Consider the following 18,120-nt stretch of genomic DNA (forward strand, 5'->3'; position numbering starts at 1 on the left):
GATTCCCGACTCAGTCGTTAGTCCTATATTTCAGCCATACCGGCAATAACGACAATACCCCCAGCAGGCTAAAAGCCAACAAGGTTTGCGTTGACAGCAATTGATCCAGGCGCTGAATACTGCCCAGAGATTGGCCCAGATTGGCGAACACGAAACTGCCGGGTATGATGCCGATAAACGTAGTCATCACATAAATCCGCAACGATACCGGTGTAAACGCCGGAGCCAGATTCACCAGCCAGAACGGAAACGCAGGCACCAGCCGTAGAAACAGCAGGTAATTAAAAGCATCGGCCTGAAAGCCGTCGAGCAGTTTTTTCGCGAGCGTGTTACTGCGCAAACGCTGTTCGGCCCAGTCCGACAACAGGTAACGCGCCAGCCAGAACAATGCCGTTGCTCCCAATGTTGCGGAAATCACGATCAACAAAGTGCCCATCCAGCGCCCGAACAGCAAACCCAGCAACAGCGACAACACCGTACCGCCCGGCAGGCTTAATGCGGTGGACAGGCTGTAACCGATGCCGCAAGCGATCAGCATCAACAGGTAATGCCGGTCGGTAAAATCCGCCAATGCCTGCCGATGCTCGCGGATGTTGTCCAGGCTTAACAGTTGCGGGCCGTCGAACAGAAAGAAGGCGGCTACCGCTATCGGCAACAGCCAGATCAGGTACTTTTTGCGCATATTTCCCCCTCAGACGTTTAACGTTGATTGTGAATGGTTTTGTCGGCGATTGACAGCGACTTAAGCCAAAAATCGACGCTTAACCGGCCGCTGCCGCTCAGCAGCAGCGAACTCAACATCAGCAAATACATCAATGGCAGTTTGTAATTGCCGTAGCCCTGATCGGTAATGGCATAGCCTTTCCACAGTTCGGCAAGACTGTGCCATTCGGCGGGCCAGTGTACGGCGGCAATCGCCACCACGGTCAACAGCATTAATGCCACACTGAAAAACCGGGTTGCCAAACCTAAGACCAACGCCACCGGCGCAATAATTTCCAGGCCGGTAGCCAAGGTCCAACTGACATCGGCAGGCAACAGGTTCAGCGGAAACGGAAAGCTCAAGTCGGTAAACCAGTTGTCGCCGTTAAGTTTTTCCAGCCCGGCTTCGCCGAATTCATAGGCCAGCAGCAACCTTGGAAATAGCGGGGCCATGCCTTGCGCGTTGCTGTCGAACCACCGGGACAGCTTGCCGGGACAAGCGCACAGGTTATTAATCTTCGAGGACATAGCGCAAGTAGCGCAGTCATCGGGTAAAGAATAATCTTTCATAGTGGATATGTTTTTAATTTTTCGGCGACACTTCAAAAAATCAATGCAGTCAGCCCTCGGTTTGCAACGCAGACAAAAGCGTGTGTTGCAAACCAAGACCGGAATCCGCAATGCCAATCGCATTGAACAGGGTCATCGGCGGTCAGCGCCTGCTTATTTTTTTTCAGCGCCGGCATTGCCTTTCGTTTTGTCCGCACCGCATTTGCCTTCGCCGCATTTACCCTCTTTTATTTTGCTGGCGCTGTGCTCTCCTGCCTTGTCTTTGGTTTTGTCTGCGCCACATTTAGCTTCGCCCTCCTTCAGTTTTTCGTCGGCTGCCGCCAGCTGTTGCGAGGTGCTGACAGCGGACATCGCAAACGGGTTTTCACCGGCCTGAATGGCGGGAGACATGCTTAACAAAGAAGATGCAATCGCGCCGCCCAAGGTCAAAGTTATAGTTTTTTTGTTCATATTGAATACTCCAAAAGTGATTGATGAATTGCCAGGAGAGTCTTAACAACAAATGCCGTAAAGCCTTCCTACCTTATCAGTCGTAGACTGATCCGCATTCCTTACACACTTTTTTGTGCAATGGCACAGGAAAGAAAACAATCAGCCGCTGGTCGGCGGAGCAACGGTTGATTTGCGCCGATATGGCGAGCTGCCTGAACGACTCGTCAGCCGCAACAGCCCGAATGTTTGCCATGCAACTGAATCGGAGGACAGGCGACGCTGCCATAGGAACAGAATACGCAGCAATCGCCGGTTTTGGGTTTTAGCAGACTATGACAGCCCTGGCATTCGTAGAACCATAGACAGGCATCGGTGGGCATTTGTTCGGTTTTGCTGAAACCGCACTCCGGGCAAACCAGTGTGGATTCCAAAATGACATTGCTCATGGCGCTCCTTAATTTACGGTTTATTGCTTAACCGGCTTTGCAACTCGTCGGTATAACGACGCGCCGCCTTGCGGATAAACCGGCTCTGGGTTTGGAAATTGCGGCAACGGGTACACATCATCACATGCAGCCACACTGAAAAACGCTCGCGCAAACTCAATTCTTTATCCAGCCCCTGGGAAACCAGGGCGGAAATGGCCCGACAGCTACGCATGGTTTTTCTCCTGTTTTGTATTGTTAAACCAGCGTATTTCCAGGCATTCGCGCAACCTGAGCCGCGCCCGGTGCATGGTGACCCAGTAATTGGCATCGCTGAGCCCGGCTTCCCGGCACACTTCGTCGGCGTCCAGGCCGACCAGCTCGCGCAGCATGAACACGTTAGCCATTTTCGGCGGCAGGTTGTTTTGACAGACCTCGTAGATCGTCCAGAATTCCTGCTGCTTTAATGCCGCTTCGGGATCGGCCCAGACTTTAGGGCCGCCGTTCCAGTGGCCGCTGCTCATGAAATAATCGTCTACTTCCGCTTCGCCATCGTCTTCGTCGGTTCGGCCAAAGATCGGGGCGACGGCTTCACGGGCGCTACGCCGCCAATGGTCGGCGATTTTATGCTTAAGAATGCCGATCAGCCAAGTGCGCAGGCCTGCCTTGCCTTCAAATCCCGCTGCCGATTGCCAGGCGGCCAGCAGCGTCTCCTGTACCGCATCGTCGGCCAACTCGCTGTCGCGCAATTGCAGCAGCGCGTAGCGAAACAGCACCGGCCGTTGTGCGGCCAGCGTCTGTTCGGTCAATAAGGTGTCTGTCATCGCTAGGGAACCGATCAACAGCACGAACCGCCGGATGCCGCCGATTCGCCCTGCGGCCCCGGCGTGCAGTCGAACAAGCCGAAGTGACGGGATTGATCGCCCAACACCTGAAAATGTTCGGCATAGCGGCTGGCGGCCAGCATGTCGGCGGTGTTGCCGCACACCCGTAGCGGGCGGCCGGTTTCAAAATAATGATGATCGTCCAGGTCGAAGGCGTGAGGATGTTCCGGGATGCTGCCGAGATAACAGGCCACCTGGCCGTAATCCTCGCAGCGGTCTTCCAGCGGCAGCTTGAAGGCGCGGACGGTGACCGACTGAAACTTGACCATGCCGATTTTGGCGGCAACGTCGGGATCGCCGAGACTGATGGAATTCTGTTTGACGACGCGCACGTCGGGACAATCCAGCGCCTGCAAAATCCGCCGGAAGTCTTCCCAATACAAAGCGCCGCCCAGGCATTCGCCCAGCAAAACCGGGTCTTGGCGCAAGGCGGTCGGGATACGGCGGTCGGCGAAGACATCGGAAAAATACAGTTCGCCGCCCGGCTTCAGCACCCGGAATATTTCCGCCAGCACCCGTGGTTTTTCCGGCGACAGGTTGATCACGCAATTGGAGACCACCACGTCGATGCTGTTGTCGTCGATTCCGATAGCCGCCAGGTTTTCGATATGGCCGTGCAGGAATTCGACATTGGCGTAGCCGAAGCGCTCGGCATGCCAGTCGCGGTGCCGCACCGCGACTTCCAGTTGCTCCGGCGTCATATCGACGCCGATCACCCGACCGGTAGGACCGACCAGTTTCGACAACAAATAGCAGTCGCGCCCCGAACCGCAGCCCAAATCCAGCACGGTCTTGCCGGTTAACACCGGCGGCAGCGGCGAGCCGCAGCCGTAAAAGCGTTCCAGCACTTCCGGGTGCAGTCCGGCCAGCAAGGCTTTCAAGTAACCGGGCATTGCGTCGATGCTGCAACAGGCGCTGGTTTTCAGGTCGTTACTGGATTGCAGTACCTGGCCGTAATAATGGCGGACGGATTCGTTGATTTCGATGCTGGTGGTCGTCATATTATTATTCTCTCGTATTTCAGGTTAAAAACGGGTACTAACGGCGTAAATAACGGCTGAGCATAATGCCGCGCAGGGTAGCGTTAGCAGCCAGGATAATGCAATCGAGGCGATTATATCGTTATTTGCCTTGCCGCCGGTCAGGCCGATACCGAACAAGGCGCCGACCGAAACATGGGTAGTGGATACCGGCATGCCGAGTTTACTGGCAAAAATCACCAGTAATGCGGTAGTCAGATTGGCTGATAGACCTTGGACCGGGGTAATCGGGGTGATTTTATGGCTCATGGTTTCCGCTACCCGCCGGGCGTTGAATAGTCCGCCCAACAGCATCGCCATAGCAATCACCACAATTATCCATTGCAAACTAAAACCGGGCGCGAGCAACAATAATGCCGCCATTTTAGGCGTGTCGTTGAGGCCGCGGGCAAAACATACCGCCCCGGCACTGCAAAAATGCAGGCTGTCGAGTATGCGCCGAGCGTCAAAACCCAATACGACGCCAAGGACACGCTCGGCGCAAGCCGTTTGCGGGGCTATGATGAGTGTGGACGATGAATCAACCGATAATGCCATTGCTGCATTGGAGGAATCTACAAGCACAAGGCTGTCAGGTTCCTCCACGCATAAGCATAAGGGTTGGTTAAACACAGACAGTTTATGTTGAAGCCGATACAGCAGCGCCGCCAGCAACAGCGCGACAAGCGGACTTAATAGCAGAGGTAAGACGAAATTGTTTAGCAACGGCGCAGGATTCATCTCGCCCGCTGTTGCCAACAGCGTGCTGCCCACCATCGCACCCAACAAGGCGTGCGTGGTTGAAATTGGGAAACCGAAGCGGGTCGCCAGAATCACTGTCATCCCCGCGCCACCGGCTACCGCAATCATGAACGGCAGCGATTGAATCAGCTCATCAGGCGCCAGGCCTTTGCCGGAAAATTTGACCATCAGGGTTTGCGCCAGAAACACTGCGCAAATCGAACCGGCCAGCGTCGTCAGCGTTGCCCAACTTAAAGCCAGCCGGTAATTCGCCGTGCCGCTGCCGAATAAGGTCGCGACACCTTTAAAGTTGTCGTTGGCGCCGTTGGCATAGGCCAGAAAACACACGGTAATGAATAAGACGCTTGTAATCATTGCAGTTCTCCTTTGTCGGTCTACGATATTACTCGTAAGTCGTCAGGAGAACGATAAACCTTACAAAAAATATTCAGGCCGTGGGGCAATAATAGGCGTAATGGTTAATTAAAAACTGATGTTACGCACTGCCGATTACAGCTGCGAAAAAGATAGACCACAGAGGAGTATCCGCCGTAGGGCGTGCCGTGCGCGCCTTGGTGTCTAAGGCGCGCACGGCACGCCCTACTCACTGTCGGCTCATCTGTACGACCATTCAATTAGGACACGTTATCTATTACCAAACCACCTTTTTGCGTAATGCGTAACATCAATTAATAAGACGGCGGAAGAATCGGCTCGATGCCCTCAAACTCCGCCTCAGGATGATGTTTTATTACCAATTTCCTGACGGCCTCTATGCGGTCCTTGGGAATATCAATCAGAACCAGAAGTTCGCCCTTTTCGATGGCCTCTTCAAACTGTTTTAACCTTGAATTGCCCGAATTCATTCCCGCCAACCCCCCCATCAGAGAGCCGATGGTTGCACTTGCCATAATGATCCCCAAAAGCGGCCCGCCCGCGATGGCAAACCCCGCAAACCGCAAACCAATTAAGCCGGCCAACAATCCCGTGGAGCCGCCTAATGCAACGCCTCGTTCAACTGCGGGCAGAAAGTCGGTTTTTATCGAGATCCCGGCTTCGGGCAGTCCTTCAAGCGGCGTGTCCCTTTTCGCCAGGATATGAATATGGCGCTCTTCTATGCCCTCAGCCTGAAGCTCTTCGACGATTTTATGGGTGATTGCAATATTGGGGACTAAAAAATAGATTCTTCTCATGGCGTTCTCCTCTTTTGATGATATTCACATTGACGATGAAGTCCAATGAGAGGTTACGTTAATTTGTCGACTATGGATTTTCGGGTAAACCGATACAAGCATAATAGATTGATTTCATTGCGTTTCAATAAGTTAAACTACGTATTTGCTTCGACTCATTGATAGTATATTCTCAGTATCCCGCTACCGCTCTCGATCTAATCATTTTTGCCGACTTCATAATATTGCTTAATAGAACGCTTGAGGAGGGTAGCCTTGAAATCGATAACCGGCTTGTTTATGACCCGATGGTTTTTTGTTTTCGTCTGGCTATCAACCTTTGGCTTGTGCTCGATTACGTTCGCCGGAACAACACCCGCTTTGCCGACCAAAGCCGATGAGTCTGCCGATATTGAGGTGTTCGTGCAACAAGGTTGCCCGCACTGCGCTGACGCGGAGGCTTTTTTACAGGCTCTCAAACACGAACAGCCCACGCTTAGCGTCATTATTCATGACGTCATTCAGGAACCCTCCGTACTGGAACGATTACAGATCCTCGCCAGGAATCAGGGCATAAAGGCAATAAGAGTGCCTGCTTTTCAGGTGGGCGGGCAGTTAATCTTCGGTTATTCAAAGGAAGCAGGCACCGATCAGCTTATCCGTAACGCGCTCACTAAAGTCCAAACACCCAAAATCCAGGACAGTTCGGGCAGTTGCGAAATACAGGGAGCCTTGCCCTGTGAGGCGGCGCAACACATCGTTTTTCTCGGTCACAGCCTGTCGTTGGACGAACTGGGTTTACCCCTGTTCACGCTGGCAATGGGCCTGCTGGACGGCTTCAATCCCTGCTCACTCTGGGTATTAATGCTGATGATCTCGTTGCTCACGTCGATGAATGACCGGATACGGATGTTCGCCATCGCCGGTACCTTCGTCGCCGTGGAAGGCCTGGTTTATTTCATTTTCATGGCGGCCTGGCTCAACCTGTTCCTGCTGATCGGTCTGTCCCGGCTTTCGGAAATCATCATTGCCGCCATCGCCTTGCTGGCCGGACTGGTTAATCTCAAGGATTTCCGGTTTTACGGCCAAGGCATGTCATTATCGATTCCGGATACTGCCAAACCCGGTATTTATACCCGTATTCGGCAAATTCTCCAGGCAAGGAACCTTGGAGGCGCGCTGATCGGGGCGGTACTGCTGGCTATTTTGGTACAGATTGTCGAATTCATGTGTACCTCCGGTTTTCCGGCGCTGTACACGCGGATTCTGACGCTGAAACAGCTAAGCTCGATGAGCTATTACGGCTATTTGCTGCTGTACAACTTGGCCTATATGTTCGATGACATTATTATTTTAGCCATTGGCATCATCACGCTGAGTCAACGACGGCTTCAGGAAAAGGAAGGCCGCTGGCTCAAATTAATCAGCGGCTTGACGATGATGGGAATTGGCCTGTATTTACTATTAAAACCTGTCTGACACATTTCATAGAGCGAGGCCGACCCTTGAACAGTAACTCGATAATCCCCCACTGGGAACATTTTGAACACGATGCGGACATCGGCATACGCGGCATTGCGCCCACGCTTGAGCAGGCCTTCGAACAAGCCGCGGTCGCCATGACGGCGGTGGTCACCCCGCTTGAGCTGGTTTCGGCATCGAAAGTCGTCTGCATTTATTGCGAAGCGCCCGACAACGAACTGCTCTTAGTCAGCTGGCTCAATGAGCTGATTTATGAAATGTCTGCACACGGCTTGCTGTTCAATCGCTATGAGGTCGTTATCGATAACGGCACATTATCGGCAACCGCCTTTGGCGAAGCCGTTGACCGGCAAAAACACCAACCCGCCGTGGAAATCAAGGGCGCTACGTTTACCGAGCTGCGTGTCTATCAACAAGCCGATGACGCGTGGGTTGCCCAATGCGTTGTCGACGTTTAAATACAGAAAGCGTTTCGACCTTAATACAGAGATTTGTCCACGAAAAACACGAAAAGCACGAAAAAAAGCAACACTTAATCGGTCCGGGCATGTTGCCTCGTCCGAAAATGAAATAATTTGAACAACCGTTTGTAGCGGGAGTGCAAGCTTTGCTTGCGTTTGCAGGCGAAGCCTGCACTCCGGCTATTGGCAACTTGCTCACGTTATTTCGCGCGCCTCTTAGGCATCGCAGAAACGATAGGAGCGAGGTTGCAATCCTCGCCCCGCTTGAATTTACATGCTTTTCGTGTTTTTTCGTGGACCCATTGCTGTTTTTAAATTACAGGAGAGAATCAATGGATACCCGTCAATTCATACAACGCGACGAAACCTGCTGGGAAATAAAACCTTACGGGAACATGCGCGTTCCGGCGATTATTTATGCCGACGCACAATTGCTGGAGGATATGGACCAGAAAGTTTACGACCAACTCACCAATGTCGCGACCTTGCCGGGTATTGTTGAGGCCGCCTATGCGATGCCTGACGCGCACTGGGGTTACGGTTTTCCGATCGGCGGCGTCGCCGCTTTCGATCCTGAACAAGGCGGAGTGGTCTCGGCAGGCGGCGTCGGTTTCGATATTTCCTGCGGCGTCCGCACTTTGCATACCGGCCTTAATATCGCCGAGTTGCAGCCGCACAAACAGGCGCTGGCCGATGCGTTATGCCGCACCGTTCCAGCCGGTGTCGGCAGCCGGGGCAAGATACACTTGAATCATGATCGCATGCACGGCATGTTAACAGGCGGCGCAAAATGGGCGCTCGAACAGGGTTATGGCGAAGCGCAGGATCTGGATCGCATTGAAGAACACGGCTGCATGGCCGGTGCTGAAGCACACTATGTTTCTCCCCGAGCCAGGGAACGGCAAAAAGATGAAATGGGCACTCTGGGTTCCGGCAATCATTATCTGGAAGTGCAGCGGGTCGCGGAGATTTTCGACCCGGTTGTCGCCAAGATCTTCGGCTTGCATATCGATGATGTGGTTATCACTATTCATTGCGGCTCCCGAGGTCTGGGCCACCAGATCGGCACCGAATTCCTGAAAGAAATGGCGATGTCGGCGGCCCAGTACCGGATCGTGTTGCCGGACCGCGAACTGGCCTGTGCGCCGTTAAACTCACCGTTAGGAAAAAAATACCTGGGCGCAATGCGGGCGGGCATCAACTGCGCACTGGCCAATCGCCAGATTATCACTCATTTGACCCGTCAGGCTGTCGCGACGGTGTTTCCCGGCATCCATCTCGGCCTGCTCTACGATGTCTCGCACAACACCTGCAAGCTGGAACATCACATGATTGACGGGCAAAAGAAAGCCCTGTACGTACACCGGAAAGGCGCAACCCGCGCTTTTGGCCCCGGTCATCCCGATTTGCCGGACGTATTCAAAAAGACCGGCCAGCCGGTGCTGATCGGCGGTTCCATGGGTACCAGTTCTTATGTGCTGTGCGGCACCCAAGAGAGCGAACAGCGAGCATTCAGCTCGGCCTGTCATGGCGCAGGGCGGGCGATGAGTCGCACCCAAGCCAGCAAGCAATGGCAAGGCAGAACGCTGGTCGAAGAACTGGCCGAGCGAGGCATCATTATCCGCAGCCCATCGATGCGCGGTGTCGCCGAAGAAGCGCCCTCGGCTTATAAAGATGTCAGTGCGGTGGTGGATATTGCCGACCGGGCCGGATTAGCTCGAAAAGTCGCCAAACTGGAGCCGGTGATTTGTGTCAAAGGCTAAAGGCTCAAGACGAAAGATTAAAGCAGTACCCAGCTTTAAGCGCATAAGCACCTACGCAGCTCGTCATCCCGGCAGGGATTGCCGGGATCCAGTAGCCATGGATGGCAAACTTCGAGCTATCCATGAGCATAGACAGCGGCATCCCCTGTCTGAATCCGGGCTGAGTATAAGCCAGTGATTTCCATCGGTACCAGCGGCTGGAGCTACCAACACTGGCAAGACCGTTTTTACAGCGGCGTCGCCCAAAAAAACTGGCTTAAATTCTACGCAGAACGCTTTTCTGCGGTGGAAGTTAACGGCACTTTTTATCGCCTGCAAAGCCCCGCCACTTTTAAAAAATGGTTTGACGAAACCCCGCCAACATTCAAGTTCGTAATCAAAGCCAATCGCTACTTAACGCATAACAAAAAACTGCTTGATCCCAAGCCGTCGGTACTAATCGAGAAAACCCATGCCGAAGCGCTGGGCGAAAAACTAGCCGTAGTGTTATGGCAGCTGCCCGGCCTGTTAAAAAAGGATTTGTCCCGGCTGCAAGGCTTTATCGACGCCCTGCAACAATGGCCTGAAACGCGCCACAGCATAGAATTCCGGCACCCATCCTGGTTCGATGATGAAACAGCGGATTGCCTGGCTCAAGCCAATATTGCCGTTTGCCTGTCGGACGCCGAAGCATGGCCGATGTGGGATCGCGTCACCTCAAACCTGGTTTATATCCGCCTGCATGGACACGCATGGACTTACACCTCATCCTACAGCAAACCTGAACTGGCCTATTGGGCCGAGCGCATCGCCCAATGGAATAAACAGGGTAAGGACGTGCATGTTTATTTCGACAATGACGCCGAATGCGCCGCGCCTTTTAATGCCTTGGCTTTGCGGGCGTTGGTGGACGCTTCATAGATCAGCAGGCTAGCCAGACAAGTTTTGTCGATCATTCGTAGGGCGTGCTGCGCGCGCCTTAGCCCTATCCGATTTTCATGAACAAAAAACCGCAGCAGGCAGCAATAGACGATCAGGTTTACCCGAAAGTTCAATAAATCCGAAATGTCGATAAAATGCAGCGGCTGAATCATCCTTCGCATCAACGATGATACCAACCACCGCTAAAGTATCTCTTGCCCGTCTTACCTTTTGGCAAGCATCGGCCAACAAAATTGAACCCAGCCCTTTGCCTTGAAAGGCTTGATCGACAGCTAAACGACCTATTAAAGCCACCGGCACAGGGTATCGCGGCAGTTTATGCGCCAGTTTTTCGGGTAAATCAGAGCAATTGACACTGCCTGCACTTAACGTGAAAAACCCGGCCAAGCAGCCTGAATCATCCGCAGGCGTAGCAACAAAGACTCTTGCAAGATCACGCTTTACATCCTGTGAAGCATAGCGACGAATATAATCATCAAGTGCGGATTGTCCGCAACTAAACGACTTTGTATCGATCTTGCCATCGTGAGCCCGGATTATATAGGCCGTCAACGCTCAACCTGATCACTATGGCGATCGAATGCGCGGCTTAAAGCCGCATTGGCTTGTGCAGGTTTATCGAGAGCGGCAAGAAAAGCTTCAAAATCTGCCGGATCTAAAGTGATCGATTCATGCGCCTGAATCACTTGTTCCGCTGAAGCCAAAGCATGAGAAAGTATAAATTCTGAAACGCTGACATGCGCATAGGCGGCAGCCTTATTAAGCATTTGTCTGGCGTGATTATCGCATCGTATGTTGAGACGATTTTCTTTTACGGTTGTTGCACTCATTGGGAATCTCCTAAACCAATTAGGATTAATTGTGCGCCGTTTGTACGGACATTGCAATATCCATATCAAGTAGTCTCGAATATTTTCCCGTTAAGCACTGTAGGACGGATTCGCCGCCAGGCAATCCGCCACAACTTCGACAGATTGTTATCGGCGTTGCGTGAGTATGGCGGTTTGCTGGCGCGAAACCGCCTTACAGATTTATAACCGCGCTCCGGTTGAGTGCCATGTTAGGCATTTAATTTTACTCTGACCCCAGTTATTTCTCTGACCCCAGTTATTTCAGCCTATGGCCCGTTTAGTTGACCAGTGTATGGCCGCGCTGACGCATACAGGTTTTGAATGATCGTTTAAAGTCTTCGTTGGCTTCATAACCTTTCCACACGCCAGCGGGAATGGCCAAAATAGCACCACCCGCGGCACCTGTGGCAGCACTGCCCGCTATAGCGCCAACAGCTGCGCCGCCAGCTGCACCCGTAACAGCACCAACACCTGCACCCATACCGATTTCTTTGGTGATATCCGATGCTCGATCTGCCAGTGTCTTGCACTCCAGCATGTCGCGCTGAGCGGTTTCCGGATGTTGGTCCATGCGCGGATCGACAATCGGACGCCAGCCACTCATCGATGCGCACCCTGTGGCTAATACAGAAAGCACCAACAGTGTTAATAAACTATTTTTTTTCATTTTTTTTCCCAAAAAAGGCAATCATTTGAATTAATACAATAAACTTGCTCATAAGCTTTGACCCTGGATACTTGAAGCCAACTGGCTATTTCCTAAGCAATTATGGTTGGCTACGATTATCCCTGTATGAAATGAATGGGGGCTTAACAGAGTTTCAGCACGTTGTGCTGTATGGCGGATTCGCCGCAGGCAATCCGCCACAATTTCGACTGGTTGTCATCAGCGTTGTGCGAATGTGGCGGTTTGCTAGCGCGAAACCGCCTTACAGCTTTAAGCTTTGTAGGGTACGCTGTGCGTACCTTTATTTTTTGTGGTGATTGAAGTAATGGTACGCACAGCGTACCCTACCGGGCTTCTGAATCAATAGGTGGGCTCCCAACAATTTGTTGCTCATTATTAACGTCACTCACTTTGCACTTCCCCTTCCATAATTAAAAATGGCTCTAACGTAAAGCTAACCGGGCGCGGCCCGGAAGGCTGAAAAAATAAAACCGCATTGTAACCGCGCTCCGGTTGAGCGCCATGTTATGCGATTTCATAAGTTACTGGCCTCTGTCCATAGCCGCTCTTTGCCTACCAGACTATACCAACCCTCAAATTGAGAGCGGTACTGCTCAAAAGGCTCGGATAGCTTTTGGCGGGGATCTTCGCTGAGAGAGTACGCCATACCCTCCATAAACCATTTGGGTTCACGCCACGCTTGTATCATGCCAAGTTTCTCATTCTGAAGGTGGTGAATCATTTCATGGCGAACATAGTACGGTTTCCATGCGCGAGGGCTGATGACAATACCAAATGTGCCTACATTCACGCCCGCACGTTGCCCCATTTCAAAGAATTGAGAACAGGTGTCAGAACTGCAGAAAATGACGCGGGGTTTATTCTCAATCGATCCAACAGATAAATCGACAAAATGCAAAGCCTCATCGTACAGCTTGGCAGCTTCCTGATATCGGGACACATCATCTGTACACAATGTGTCATTGATGCAGGAAACCCCAGTCAGTTCAAGTGCAACCACTCGAACAGGCTTAAAGAATGCCCAGGCAGCGACAGGAGCGCAAAATATGCCGACAAGCAATAGACGTTTCAACATACGAACCTCCTAAGATGCATAACGTTAAGTTGAGGGGCTGACGCGGGCTGCTTCGCGGCAGTCCCGCTCGAACGTTAGGTTAGGCTCTGGAATCAGAAGGTTTGCGCCCAAGGACAAGCAGCGTGCGCACTGGAATGCGGAACCCTCCGTCGCTGTCCCGTGTAATTTCGAGTTCCGACAGCCACTCCGGCAAGACGGATGCTAATCGATCTTGAATGGCTTGCAATGCTTCAGCGCCAGAATCGCCCAGTTCACACCAACGCTTGACCGTCAGGCCGCCGGGAACCTCCCAGCAGCGGTTTTCGCACGCTTCCACTTTCAGCCCATTCGCCGCGAAAAGCTCCCGCCAGTACATTGCTGTGTAAGAACGTACGTGCGTCGGGTCATGGAGCACTTCGATCTCGTGATTGAGGGCGTCGAGAGTAGGGTTCTCATCACCTTCCATATCGATAATTGCTACGTAGCCACCCGGCTTCGCCAGGCGGGTCATTTCAGTCATGGCTTTGGGAAGATCGGAGAAATGGTGCGCTGCCAACCGGCAAACGACTAAATCGAACGACGCAGATGCCAACGGGATCGACTCCGCAAACGCCTCAACTGTTTCGACGGCCACGTCGCGTTCTGCCGCCAGACGCTGCACCTGCGCGAGCATGTTCGGCGCTGGATCGACCGCGACGATCCGCGAGGCGATGCCCGCGAACCCAAGACCCGAGTGCCCCGCACCGCAGGCTAAGTCGCAAACCGAATCGACGCGCGGCAGGAGTGTGTGCAGGCGGTCGAGGGTAGGGCTACCCGTATGAACTTCGCTGCTGGCGTAGCCGCCAGCGATTGCATTGAAACGCTTTGAGGAAGATGAGTTCATATTCTATTTTCTCTTGTGGCCTAACGTAAAGCTAAGCGGGCTGTGCGCTTTTTGCGCAGTTCCGCTTGAGCGTTGAGTTAGACGGGGTTGTAATTTGTTGAGGTTCGTACCTCACCCTAACATACCGCGCTTTTTTATCGGTAAATATGAATTGAAAAAATATATGACACCTTCTCCATATTTAATATCTCTATACTTAATTTGCTGCTCTTCTATATAAGGATATAATGTACCAACAATATCATACGCATACTTCCCGAAAAAAGTTACTGCGACTTCATTGCTGCACAATTTTGAAGTGGCGCATATATATAATCCATCATAAAAATCTAAAATATTATTTAAATGGTGTTTATATGTATTATTTATTGTTTTAGATAAAAATTTATTATAGTTACCGTATCCATCTTTATTTAAAAGATAAACTTTTTTATCTATTTTTTCAAAAAGTTGTTCAATATATTGTTTTGATTTTGTGTTTTGTTCATTATCAAATTTATCAACAAATACCAAAGTCTCCTTTACTCGTTCAGCATTAATGTTGCTATTGTATTGGAATAATGCATATCCAGCACCAATAAAGGTTCCTAATATAGTCAACCATGCAATTAACAACTCCGACCATTTTTTCAAATTATCTATATTCATTGTGCTACAACACTGCCAATTGTATTTTTTGTTTTTATACCTGAGCACCAATCTGGCGGTGGATTATAATTGCATAGATTAACCCTAAGATTTAAATTATTAGGTTCATTTTTACCGCTAACACCTCCAATATTGAGACTAGTTTTATTCTTGTCGCCTATGGCAGCATTTGTCACTGCACCATTGACAGTGGTTTTTGATTCTATATTTTTAATTTCAACCCCTTCTGCAAAACTATCTGAAAAGTTAATAATCAATAAGAAACAATAAAGATAAAATTTAGTTTTATTAATATTCATTTTTCTCCTCGTTGCAGACCTGGCGCCATCGAATCAACAATCAATGAGGGAGCAGACTCCAATGATTGAACGTCTAACGTAGAGCTAACCGGGCGCGGCACGGAAAGCTGAAAAAATAAAACCGTAGTATAACCGCGCTCCGGTTGAGCGCCGGGTTAGGCCGACAAGCAGAACTACCGCAGCCCAAACCGAGACCAACCCAAAAGCTTAAAAATTATGCCGATAACCGATAAAAACACCGACTTTGCGGCTTGCATCATGTGCGGCAAACCAACCGGGATAAAAGCATAACAGCCCCGGTCCGCGCATGACGCAAACGCATGAAACTACGCAGCCCGAACCGCTCATACGAACGCCATTGCAAACACCAGCGACCTTCAAATAAGCAACCATTACAAAACATCAAACTAAAAGCGCCTAACGTTAAATTGAGGGGCAGGCCGCTTCTGGCCTGACCCTCTCGAATGCAGGGTTAGAGCGCATACTCAAAGCACTACGAATGAATGCTTGCCATATTTCGTTTGGCACCCAAACCTCCTGCATTGGATGGACTGAAGCTTCCTCACTCTCTGTCATGCACAACCTCCGATAGAGATAGATGAAAGCAGACACTCGCATATTCTTTGCACAATGTACCCAGATTTTACGACCCTCGAAGGCCTTGAGCGTGCCGAAGAACTGCACTAATTGATGAAGCTCAGGTCGTTCCCATTCCACAGGAATATGAATGTAGGCAATTCCTTGCCGTGTAATGAACTCAGCCTCACCGGGCAAGGCGTTTGATGCCGTTGGAAGAGCCAGGTTGATAACCGCCTCGATTCCGAGCGCAGGCAGGCACGAAATATCCTTCTCAGACAGTTGGCCGGAAGTCCAAAGCCAGTCAAATACTTGATGAGTGTTTTCAGCGTCCATGCGTATGCGCTCTAACGTAAAGCTAACCGGCGCTGCGCGGCTTTATCGCGCAAGCGTCCAGCGACCAAAGGGAGCGAGGTTGAGCGCCGGGTTGGGCCAGTGCTGCGGTTGCGGATATCGTTGTGCAAAAGAAAGTGCATAGCTATTTTGCTTTCGTGACGGTAAGAGACTGAATGGTATTTTCGTGTCCTCTGTGGCCACCCCCGTTGGCTGACATAACCCAGTTTTGCTTTTCGTAAAAAGTGAGGTGGACTCTTTCTATACCGGCAATATCAAGAGACTGTTTTGCCAACTCCTCAATCCGCTGAATATCACTTGGCTCAACAATTTCATAGAAGGTAAACGAAGGGACGCAGCCAGGGGCGACGTAATAGATTTTTCCCTGTTTAGTTTTGTCCGCTGATCTGTCGGCTAGAACGGGGTAATTTTTCATTATGTGTTGAGCGATGGTCTCAGCAAGCGCATATTGATCGCCGCCAGGAACGCCAAAATGGCAAATAAAAGATCCATTAGTTCGTTCACAACCAGTAAGTACTGCTCCCAGTAAGACAATCAGAAAGTAGGTAAGACGCATAGGTTTCAAGAGGCCCAACGTTTCGAGTTAAGCACCGCTTCTCCGTGAGCTTTGAAGTCTCACGGTTTTTTGGTCATCTTAACCCTCTTTAAAAAAATCAAGCCCAGATGAAGCGTGTGCTTGAACGAGGCGTTAGGCCACGCGACTGGACAATCTCTGATACACAAAAAGCCGCCAAGATTTGCAAAACACCGGCTTGTTTAGCGAAGCAGACGCGGTGTATCAACTTCAGTTATACACCGCGTCTGCTTCGCTAAACTAATAGCATTTTTTGCGGAGATTGGCAAATTTTTGTTTAAAATCAACACGATTTTCCAATCGTGGGGCTTAACGTGGAGCTAAGGGGCTGCGCCGCTTTTGCGCAGTCCCGCTTGAGCGTAGGGTTAGCCATACTTACCTCAAGCCTCTATCAGACAGCCACTTCTCAATATGCTGAGGCATGGTGTTGTCAATGTCAGTCGTATCAAAGGGTTTGTATAGCTTCCCTGTTAAATCTGTTTGTAATGACTTCAGTGTCTTGTCTTTTAAAAGGAGGACATTCTTCCCCATGCCGAGCATATAGCCAACCTCAAGTGATACATTCGGATTGAAGTCATCTTCTGTAATGCGGTCATAAACGGCGACTCCAAAGTCACAAGCGTGCATGTATGTTTTGATGTTTGGAAACAAATCATCCATGTACTCTTTGTCATCAGCTCGCAAAGCAGTGATGCCGTGCTTTTTTAAGGTGTCCTTAATACAGTCCACGATTGCCTGATGAGGTTTGGTGTTGCCAAACTGCATAATGATGAAAGCAGTTTTGATACCGATTGGGTAGTCGGCTCTGAATTTCTCAAGCCCAGATGCTATTTCAGGCATAGAGACAGCCTCACTAGAAATATTCTTGTTCGGTTTTTGCTGTGATTGAAGTGCCGTATTGACATACTGCTCAACGATAGATTGGATGTAGTCTTCTAACTCAGGCAGTGCCACGTTCAACGGACAGGAAAATGCCCACGCCACTTCGCCAACCTCGATTCGGACTTGATGAACAAGGCTCTGAAGTTCAAGCCGGCCATGCGCTGACAAGTTACGATAATTGAGCGAATTTCCGCCTGGGGCATCAGCAAAGACAAAATGAAAGCTTGCCGTATCTTTTGCAACAAACAGAAAGGTGCATTGTTGAACTTTTAATAGGGATGCAGGAACCTGCAACGCAAGCGCATATGCTCTGACTTTTTCGCCGAAGCTCTTAACGATTTCATTGGCCGTTTTCTTCTCATCTTCCGGTAAGTCCCCTCCGATACTCGCCATACCACCAGATGTTATAAATTGGATTGCTGACACAGAACCTCGCTTGTATGGCTAACGTAGAGCTAACCGGGCGCGGCACGGAAAGCTGAAAAAATAAAACCGCATTGTAACCGCGCTCCGGTTGAGCGCCATGTTAGGCTCAAGTAACACACCGTAGCCCAAAACGGCACAGACAAAAGCGCTAAAACTATACGCCAACCTTTGCCAAAACACTGAGTTCGCGGCTTGCGTCGTGCGCGGCACGTTAAAAACAGATAAAAACCCAAAAGCCAAACCGCGCATGACGCAAACGCATCGCTGACAATAGACGAACCGCTCACAAACGAAACCTTACCGCAACCATTGA

At 50.8% G+C, this 18,120-nt stretch carries 23 protein-coding genes; 4 read left to right on the top strand and 19 right to left on the bottom strand.

Annotation, left to right across the window (positions count from 1 at the left end):
- Positions 1-10: 10 nt before the first annotated feature.
- The 9 genes from METTU_RS17790 to METTU_RS17830 form a co-directional block, all read right to left on the bottom strand.
- Positions 11-682 (bottom strand): TVP38/TMEM64 family protein, encoded by a 672-nt coding sequence (locus tag METTU_RS17790; protein WP_006893272.1) that lies wholly within the window; start codon positions 680-682, stop codon positions 11-13.
- A 17-nt stretch (positions 683-699) separates the two neighbouring features.
- A complete protein-coding gene (locus METTU_RS17795; RefSeq protein WP_006893273.1) occupies positions 700-1,272 on the bottom strand; it encodes an HvfX family Cu-binding RiPP maturation protein in 573 nt (190 codons plus the stop codon).
- 153 nt (positions 1,273-1,425) lie between these two features.
- Positions 1,426-1,722: an HvfA family oxazolone/thioamide-modified RiPP metallophore gene (locus METTU_RS17800; protein WP_006893274.1), complete on the bottom strand. Its 297-nt coding sequence runs from the start codon at positions 1,720-1,722 to the stop codon at positions 1,426-1,428.
- Between the two features lie 206 nt (positions 1,723-1,928).
- Positions 1,929-2,150, bottom strand: a complete 222-nt coding sequence (locus METTU_RS17805; protein WP_006893276.1) for a GDCCVxC domain-containing (seleno)protein — start codon at positions 2,148-2,150, stop codon at positions 1,929-1,931.
- Between the two features lie 13 nt (positions 2,151-2,163).
- Positions 2,164-2,364, bottom strand: coding sequence for a zf-HC2 domain-containing protein (locus METTU_RS17810; protein ID WP_006893277.1), 201 nt, complete (start codon positions 2,362-2,364; stop codon positions 2,164-2,166).
- A complete protein-coding gene (locus tag METTU_RS17815; protein ID WP_006893281.1) occupies positions 2,357-2,953 on the bottom strand; it encodes a sigma-70 family RNA polymerase sigma factor in 597 nt (198 codons plus the stop codon). The genes METTU_RS17810 and METTU_RS17815 overlap by 8 nt, the downstream gene beginning before the upstream one ends.
- 14 nt (positions 2,954-2,967) lie before the next feature.
- On the bottom strand, positions 2,968-4,014 hold the full coding sequence (locus METTU_RS17820) for a methyltransferase domain-containing protein (protein WP_006893283.1): 1,047 nt from the start codon (positions 4,012-4,014) through the stop codon (positions 2,968-2,970).
- 24 nt (positions 4,015-4,038) lie between these two features.
- Positions 4,039-5,148: an inorganic phosphate transporter gene (locus tag METTU_RS17825; protein WP_006893284.1), complete on the bottom strand. Its 1,110-nt coding sequence runs from the start codon at positions 5,146-5,148 to the stop codon at positions 4,039-4,041.
- A gap of 314 nt (positions 5,149-5,462) precedes the next feature.
- On the bottom strand, positions 5,463-5,966 hold the full coding sequence (locus tag METTU_RS17830; protein ID WP_006893286.1) for a glycine zipper family protein: 504 nt from the start codon (positions 5,964-5,966) through the stop codon (positions 5,463-5,465).
- A gap of 255 nt (positions 5,967-6,221) precedes the next feature.
- On the opposite strand from METTU_RS17830, the gene METTU_RS17835 reads away from it, so the two are divergent.
- The 4 genes from METTU_RS17835 to METTU_RS17850 all read left to right on the top strand — a co-directional run bounded on the left by METTU_RS17835 (position 6,222) and on the right by METTU_RS17850 (position 10,551).
- Positions 6,222-7,424: a glutaredoxin family protein gene (locus tag METTU_RS17835; RefSeq protein ID WP_006893287.1), complete on the top strand. Its 1,203-nt coding sequence runs from the start codon at positions 6,222-6,224 to the stop codon at positions 7,422-7,424.
- A gap of 26 nt (positions 7,425-7,450) precedes the next feature.
- Positions 7,451-7,885 (top strand): archease, encoded by a 435-nt coding sequence (locus METTU_RS17840; protein ID WP_006893288.1) that lies wholly within the window; start codon positions 7,451-7,453, stop codon positions 7,883-7,885.
- Positions 7,886-8,220: 335 nt separating this feature from the next.
- Entirely contained in the window at positions 8,221-9,651 is a 1,431-nt protein-coding gene (locus METTU_RS17845; RefSeq protein WP_006893289.1) for an RtcB family protein, read from the top strand.
- 174 nt (positions 9,652-9,825) lie between these two features.
- On the top strand, positions 9,826-10,551 hold the full coding sequence (locus tag METTU_RS17850; RefSeq protein WP_006893293.1) for a DUF72 domain-containing protein: 726 nt from the start codon (positions 9,826-9,828) through the stop codon (positions 10,549-10,551).
- 75 nt (positions 10,552-10,626) lie between these two features.
- On the opposite strand, the gene METTU_RS17855 is transcribed toward METTU_RS17850, so the two are convergent.
- From METTU_RS17855 to METTU_RS17900, 10 genes are all read right to left on the bottom strand, one after another.
- Positions 10,627-11,124 carry a GNAT family N-acetyltransferase gene (locus METTU_RS17855; protein ID WP_006893294.1) on the bottom strand — a complete coding sequence of 166 codons (498 nt, stop codon included), beginning with the start codon at positions 11,122-11,124 and terminating at the stop codon, positions 10,627-10,629.
- Entirely contained in the window at positions 11,121-11,402 is a 282-nt protein-coding gene (locus METTU_RS17860; RefSeq protein WP_006893296.1) for a type II toxin-antitoxin system TacA family antitoxin, read from the bottom strand. The genes METTU_RS17855 and METTU_RS17860 overlap by 4 nt, the downstream gene beginning before the upstream one ends.
- Before the next feature lie 298 nt (positions 11,403-11,700).
- Positions 11,701-12,090: a glycine zipper family protein gene (locus METTU_RS17865; protein WP_006893297.1), complete on the bottom strand. Its 390-nt coding sequence runs from the start codon at positions 12,088-12,090 to the stop codon at positions 11,701-11,703.
- A gap of 535 nt (positions 12,091-12,625) precedes the next feature.
- Positions 12,626-13,186, bottom strand: a complete 561-nt coding sequence (locus tag METTU_RS17870) for a hypothetical protein (protein ID WP_006893298.1) — start codon at positions 13,184-13,186, stop codon at positions 12,626-12,628.
- A 79-nt stretch (positions 13,187-13,265) separates the two neighbouring features.
- The gene (locus METTU_RS21930; protein WP_006893301.1) at positions 13,266-14,048 is read right to left on the bottom strand and encodes a class I SAM-dependent methyltransferase; all 783 of its coding nucleotides are present in this window, start codon (positions 14,046-14,048) and stop codon (positions 13,266-13,268) included.
- 111 nt (positions 14,049-14,159) lie between these two features.
- Positions 14,160-14,696 carry a DUF4760 domain-containing protein gene (locus METTU_RS17880; RefSeq protein WP_006893302.1) on the bottom strand — a complete coding sequence of 179 codons (537 nt, stop codon included), beginning with the start codon at positions 14,694-14,696 and terminating at the stop codon, positions 14,160-14,162.
- The gene (locus METTU_RS17885) at positions 14,693-14,995 is read right to left on the bottom strand and encodes a hypothetical protein (protein WP_006893303.1); all 303 of its coding nucleotides are present in this window, start codon (positions 14,993-14,995) and stop codon (positions 14,693-14,695) included. The genes METTU_RS17880 and METTU_RS17885 overlap by 4 nt, the downstream gene beginning before the upstream one ends.
- A 423-nt stretch (positions 14,996-15,418) precedes the next feature.
- Entirely contained in the window at positions 15,419-15,907 is a 489-nt protein-coding gene (locus tag METTU_RS17890; protein ID WP_006893304.1) for a protein tyrosine phosphatase family protein, read from the bottom strand.
- Between the two features lie 142 nt (positions 15,908-16,049).
- Positions 16,050-16,481: a hypothetical protein gene (locus METTU_RS17895; RefSeq protein WP_006893305.1), complete on the bottom strand. Its 432-nt coding sequence runs from the start codon at positions 16,479-16,481 to the stop codon at positions 16,050-16,052.
- 393 nt (positions 16,482-16,874) lie between these two features.
- A complete protein-coding gene (locus tag METTU_RS17900) occupies positions 16,875-17,807 on the bottom strand; it encodes a TIR domain-containing protein (RefSeq protein ID WP_150107889.1) in 933 nt (310 codons plus the stop codon).
- Between the last annotated feature and the right edge of the window lie 313 nt (positions 17,808-18,120).

Origin of the sequence: Methylobacter tundripaludum SV96, from assembly GCF_000190755.2 — a bacterium.
GTDB classification, from domain to species: domain Bacteria; phylum Pseudomonadota; class Gammaproteobacteria; order Methylococcales; family Methylomonadaceae; genus Methylobacter_A; species Methylobacter_A tundripaludum.